The sequence below is a fragment of the Pseudomonas sp. PS02303 genome (assembly GCF_029959925.1).
GTDB classification, from domain to species: domain Bacteria; phylum Pseudomonadota; class Gammaproteobacteria; order Pseudomonadales; family Pseudomonadaceae; genus Aquipseudomonas; species Aquipseudomonas mandelii.
Map to the genome: position 1 here is coordinate 1 of NZ_JASCOM010000340.1, position 5,361 is coordinate 5,361.

The following is a 5,361-nucleotide window of genomic DNA, read 5'->3' on the forward strand; positions in this document are numbered from 1 at the left end:
GAGCTTGCTCCCGCTGGGCTGCGAAGCGGCCCCAAAAAGCTTACGACTGCTGCGCAGCCGAACGGGAGCAAGCTCCCTCGCCACAGGCAAGCCTCTCTCAAAAATGTCAGCGCAGGTGCGTGGTCGCCGCTCACTTGTATATTTATTGAGCTGTGATAGTGTCCAGAAACGCCTCAACCCATCGAGGCTCGTGAAAACCCCGCCTTTTTCTGGCGGGGTTTTGCTTTTTTTGTGCAGAAGAAAGGAGTCTGCCTCAATCATGACCACACCTTCCATCACCCTTACTCGTCTGGACGTGCAACGTCTGGAGCGCCTGATCGACAGCCTGGATGACACGCTGCCGGGCGTCATTGCGCTGCAAACCGAACTGGATCGCGCCGATACCGTGGTCGGTCACGAAGAAGTGCCCGCCGATGTCGTCACCATGAATTCCCGTGTGCATTGCCGCGAAGAAGGCAGTGGCAAGGACTATCACCTGACCCTGGTTTATCCCAAGGACGCCAACGCCGACGAAGGCAAGATTTCCATTCTGGCGCCGGTCGGCAGCGCGCTGCTCGGCCTTAAAGTTGGCCAGCACATCGACTGGCCAGCACCAGGCGGCAAAACCCTCAAACTGACCCTGCTGGAAGTTGAATCCCAGCCGGCCGGGGGCGGTCATTTTCCGGAGTAAACCGCTTAGACCTGCTCGAGCGCCTCATTCAACGCGCGCTCCAAGTCGGCCTTGTAGCGCAAGTACAAATTGCTTGAACCCTGACCATCACCGAGCAGGCCCGACAAGTCCAGGTCGGTGATGTAGCAGCGATAGCGCTCGGTTTCCCGGCGCTGCTCGACGATTTCCTGGGCGACCACGCTGAACAATAGGTCGCCATACTCCAGCTCTGAAAACTCCCGCTGATTGCAATACAACGTGACCTGCACCTGTCCCGGCGCGGCTTTGCCGATGATCGCCTGCACGTCGTAGAACGGTTTATTGATCGGGGTTTGCGGCGCCGGCCGGGCTTCGACGCGACGCGCCCGGCCAGGACCTGACGGCAATAGCTGGTAATACAACGTGTCGAGGTTCAGGGGCTGGGCGGCGTTCATCGGCAACAACGCGTCGCGTCGGTACTGGATTGATTGCAGGAACCGTTGCAGTGGCACCAGCAGGCTTTGTTCGTCGTGATAGGGCAAGCGCTGCTGCCACAGGGCATTGAATTCATCCAGTACGTAAAGCTCCGCCTGCTGTTCGGTGATTCGGTAGAACACTTGAATGCATTCGGGCTGGCCCATGGGCAGGATCAGCGCCAGGTCGTGGTCTTCCAGTGCCATCGGGTCCAAGTGCAGCGGGCTGTAGCTCGCCAGTTCTTCGCCCAGGTAATCGAACAGCGCCGGCAGCGTGGCGAGGGCGACGTGATTGACCTGGCCGGGCACCAACTCCAGCACGTGGTAATGCTGCTGGACCTGTAGCAGGTAGCGATGATTGAGCTGGCTCAGCAGCAGGTTCTGCGCCGTATCGAGGACCTCTTCGACCCGCCGTGCAATGAATTGCGCCCGGTTGTGGCAGAAGCAACGCACCCTCAAACGGGGTTGTTGTAGACCGTTCGGCAAGTTGTTGAGGTAATCGCGCAGGCAGTCGAGCAGGGCGTGGGGGCCGTCGTACCGGTTGACCAACACTTCGTTCCAGCTGTTGAGCGTGACCTGGTCCAGGGTCAGCACCAGGTTTTCCCGGACACCGGCGTAGCTCAGGGAGTCGGTGCGCTCGGTGGTCATCAGGATATTCAGGTCGCGGTGATGCTTGAGCGGGTCAACGCCGACGTTTACCAGGATCAGCACTTCACTCGGCACACTGGCGCGCAGCAAGGGCTCTTCGGCAACCGTCGCCAACGGCAGGGCGATGCTTTGTTGCAGGCTGCCAAGCAGGTTGAACAGTTCGAACTCGCTCAAATCGCTGGTGCCTGGGTGCAAGGCGAGGCGGGTGCTGCTGTCGATCACGCCGTTGCGGTGGCACCAGGTCAGTAGCTCCAGCAATTGGCGGCTGCGCTTGATCGGCGCGAAATGTTCCCACTCGTGGGCTGCCAGGCTGCCGTTGTACAAGCCCCACTGGGTTTGCCCGGGTTCTTTCTTGTTGGGCGCCTGCACCAGGGTCAGGGTGTCTTCGGCCAGGTCCGGGGCGATGCCGGGGTTGATGAACTCGACTTTGCCCGCTTTGCGCTCAAAGGCTGCATACAGCCGCCGACCCAGCACGTTGAGGTCGCGTTTGTTGATCAGGCTGGCGGTTTGCTCGTTGCGGGCGAACTGGGTCAGGAAGCGGTAGCTGTAGTTCAGTTCATTGACCAGGGCTCGGCGTTCGGTGCTGACCTGGCGGACTTTCCATTGGCTGCGGCTGTCGAGCAGCGCCAGCTGCCGCTGATCCCAGTGCCATTCGTGAGCCAGGCGCTCAAGCAGCGAACGTTGCCAGCTCTGGGTGCGACTGCTGCCGGTGAGCTTGCGGTTGACCTTCAGGTACAACGCGCGGCGTACCAGCTCCAGGCGCTCCGGCTCGCCCCGCGCGGTGAGGTATTCCTCGATGCGTCGGTAGACCACGATGTAGGGGTCGAGCTCGTCGAGGTCCAGTTGATTGGCGAATACCGCCTGCTTGAAGCGCAGGCTCAAGCAATGGACCTTGGGGTGTTCGCTGGCATACACCTCGATCAGCAGAAGTTTGAGCACGGATTTGTAGGGCGACTCGATGCCCTTGAACAACTGCCAGAGCCCGGCGCCGATGAATTCCCCCGGCGGGATATAGGCCAGATGCCCCAAATCCAGCGACTCGTCCGCACGGATGAAGCGCTTGGACAGCAGCGTGTGGGTGTAACGGTCGTAGGCGGCTTCTTCGTAGACTGGCACCAGCCACCAGATTGGCGTGCGGCCGGCCAGCCAGATTGCGGTGCGGTAGAACTCATCCAGCAGCAGGTAGTGCTGGGTCGTGCCGCAGTCTTCCGAACTCAATTGCGTATCGCGCTCGCCGAGCACGAAGCGGGCCGGGTCGATCAGGAAGAAATGCGCCTCGGCGCCCTGGCTGGCGGCCCAGGCCTCAAGCAACTGGCACTTTTTGCGCAGCTCGGCGAGTTCGTTCTCGTTCAAGTCCGGGCTGTGACAGACCCACACGTCCATGTCGCTTTGATCGGCCTGGGCCAGGGTGCCCAGACTGCCCATCAGGAATAGTCCGTGGATCGGTCGCGGTGGATTGCTGCCGTGGCGTGGCTTATAGGAAAACGATCGGGTCAGGCGCTGGGCTTCGGCGAGGGCGTTGGCGTCAGGCTCGAAATTCGACAGCCCGGCCGGCGTGCTGCCTGACACATATCCTGGCAACAGCGGGTGATTCACGTGGAAAAACAGCGGCAGCAGCGTCAGCACCGTTTGTTGGCGGGGCGACAGCCCTTCCATGGCACGGGCCATGCGGCCTTCGTTGAGCTTCAGAAAGCGAGCGCGCAGCTGGCTGAGAACCTTGCGGTCGATTCCCTCGTCCAGATCGGGGCGGATTTCATGGGTGCGGGTCATGTCAGCTCAAACCGGCTCGCGAAGCTCGGACGTGGGGTCTGCGGATGGGGACAGTTTAGCGCCTCGGACGCGGGACTTTTAAGCTGAATTTGTATTTTTGACGCCAGATTTCTACCGCAAGGCGACGTCAAGCCACAAAGTGTGCCCGCGGAAATCCCGTAGCAGGGGTTTCCGTGGGCGCTACGGTAATGCTCAGGCTGTTTCCTGGACGTTGAGAATGGTCAGAACGGTTTGCACATTTTGCGCGGCGTCACGACCCAGACTGGTCAGATAACCACCATCTGGCTGGGTGATCAGTTCTTTGTCGAACAGTCTTTGGGCGGCAGCAATGGCTTTCGGGGCAGCGGTCTGATGAATTTTCAAACCTTCCTGGGAACTGTCCAGGTTGAAGAGTGCGAGGATTTCCAGTTCGGCAACCAACTCAGGGGTAAGCGACATAAGGACTCCAGACTTTCTAGGAATTGGACGACAGCGCCCCTAAGGTGAGCCCACTCGTGCGGCATGTCCAGTGCTCGCGACAGGGTTTTTTCGCCTCGGGATGCATTCCCCGCAGGGTGGTGCGCCAGCGGGGTGCGTAGGAGCGAGGCTTGCCCGCCAAGAGCGATGACACGGTTTGTCTGGAAAAACTTCAGCGCATCCTTCGCGGGCTAGCCTCGCTCCTACGGAATCGGGGTTACTTCTTTTCCGGCGGCAACTCTGGCAATGCACGCAGGGCGGTTTCATACCATTCGGTGTTGAACGCGCGGTCTTCTTCGAGGATTGCGTCGATTTCTACCGCCAGCACATGGGCCATCAGGTTGAGGATTTCCTCGCGCTCGTAACCCACCAGGGTCAGCTTGTTGAACGTGGCCTTGGCCGCAGGCGGGTTGTCGCTTTCGATCTGGTTTTCGATGGCTTCGATCAGGGTGGTTTCGGTGAATTCTTCTTCGTCGCTATCGATATCAGTTGGCTCGCTCATGGCAGGCTCCTCAAGTTTAAGGCGGCCAGTTTACCTGCATTCAGCGCTGTGATGCTGCTGGCAGGAATCGCTTAGGCGTTCTATAAACAGGCACTGCCAACCCCGCACGGCCTGGAGGCTTTGTGATGCTCAAGCTTTATGGATTTTCCGTCAGTAACTACTACAACATGGTCAAGCTGGCGCTGCTGGAGAAGGGCGTGCCGTTTGAAGAAGTACCGTTTTATGCCGGCACAAGCCCGGACTCGCTGGCCATCAGTCCGCGCGGCAAGGTGCCGGTTTTGCGCACCGAGCAGGGTTTCATCAATGAAACCGCGGTAATCCTCGAGTTCATCGAGCAAAGTCAGAACGGTATACCGCTCCTGCCGAGCGACCCGTTCGAGCGGGCGCAAGTGCTGGCAGTGGCCAAGGAAATCGAGTTGTACATCGAGTTGCCGGCTCGCGCCTGTTATCCCCAGGCATTTTTCGGCATGCAGGTGCCGGACGCGATCAAGGACAAGACCAAGACCGAGCTGCTGGCAGGCTTTGCCGCGTTGGGCAGGCACGGCAAGTTCGCCCCTTATGTGGCGGGGGACAGTCTGAGCATTGCGGATTTGTACTTCCTGTACAGCGTTCCACTGGCCTGTGCGGTGGCGCATAAGCTGTTCGATATCGATCTGCTGGCCGAGATGCCGGCGGCCAGGGCGCTGTTGGAGCGACTGGAGCAGAACCCGAACGTGCAGCGGATTGCGGCGGACAAGGAAGCGGCGATGCCGGCGTTTATGGCGATGGTCGCTTCCAAGAAGTAGGGTTTTGTAGCGTTCTTGAGTCAGTCTTCGCGGGCAAGCCTCGCTCCTGCGGGATCGGTGTCGTTCGCGCAATTGCGGGGCGACACAGATCCCGTAGGA

General features: G+C 59.9%; 6 protein-coding genes. 2 read left to right on the forward strand and 4 right to left on the reverse strand.

Annotated features, from left to right (window positions below):
- Positions 1–261 (reverse strand): hypothetical protein (locus QMX98_RS32060; protein ID WP_282411944.1); only part of this gene is annotated, 261 nt, incomplete at its 3' end.
- Between QMX98_RS32060 and rnk the strand changes: the two genes are divergently transcribed.
- Positions 260–670, forward strand: coding sequence for a nucleoside diphosphate kinase regulator (gene rnk, locus QMX98_RS32065; RefSeq protein ID WP_010465090.1), 411 nt, complete (start codon positions 260–262; stop codon positions 668–670). The genes QMX98_RS32060 and rnk overlap by 2 nt on opposite strands.
- A gap of 5 nt (positions 671–675) precedes the next feature.
- On the opposite strand, the gene QMX98_RS32070 is transcribed toward rnk, so the two are convergent.
- The 3 genes from QMX98_RS32070 to QMX98_RS32080 all read right to left on the reverse strand — a co-directional run bounded on the left by QMX98_RS32070 (position 676) and on the right by QMX98_RS32080 (position 4,477).
- Positions 676–3,519, reverse strand: a complete 2,844-nt coding sequence (locus tag QMX98_RS32070; protein WP_282411945.1) for a class I adenylate cyclase — start codon at positions 3,517–3,519, stop codon at positions 676–678.
- A 192-nt stretch (positions 3,520–3,711) separates the two neighbouring features.
- Positions 3,712–3,957, reverse strand: coding sequence for a TIGR02647 family protein (locus tag QMX98_RS32075; protein ID WP_010465085.1), 246 nt, complete (start codon positions 3,955–3,957; stop codon positions 3,712–3,714).
- Between the two features lie 235 nt (positions 3,958–4,192).
- The gene (locus tag QMX98_RS32080; RefSeq protein ID WP_010465083.1) at positions 4,193–4,477 is read right to left on the reverse strand and encodes a hypothetical protein; all 285 of its coding nucleotides are present in this window, start codon (positions 4,475–4,477) and stop codon (positions 4,193–4,195) included.
- Positions 4,478–4,602: 125 nt separating this feature from the next.
- Between QMX98_RS32080 and QMX98_RS32085 the strand changes: the two genes are divergently transcribed.
- On the forward strand, positions 4,603–5,262 hold the full coding sequence (locus QMX98_RS32085) for a glutathione S-transferase (protein ID WP_282411946.1): 660 nt from the start codon (positions 4,603–4,605) through the stop codon (positions 5,260–5,262).
- Positions 5,263–5,361 lie beyond the last annotated feature (99 nt).

Coding starts and splice junctions, on each gene's coding strand:
- QMX98_RS32070 (WP_282411945.1), bottom strand. CDS start 3,519: ATGACCCGCACCCATGAAATCCGCCCCGATCTGGACGAGGGAATCGAC.
- QMX98_RS32080 (WP_010465083.1), bottom strand. CDS start 4,477: ATGAGCGAGCCAACTGATATCGATAGCGACGAAGAAGAATTCACCGAA.
- QMX98_RS32085 (WP_282411946.1), top strand. CDS start 4,603: ATGCTCAAGCTTTATGGATTTTCCGTCAGTAACTACTACAACATGGTC.
- rnk (WP_010465090.1), top strand. CDS start 260: ATGACCACACCTTCCATCACCCTTACTCGTCTGGACGTGCAACGTCTG.
- QMX98_RS32075 (WP_010465085.1), bottom strand. CDS start 3,957: ATGTCGCTTACCCCTGAGTTGGTTGCCGAACTGGAAATCCTCGCACTC.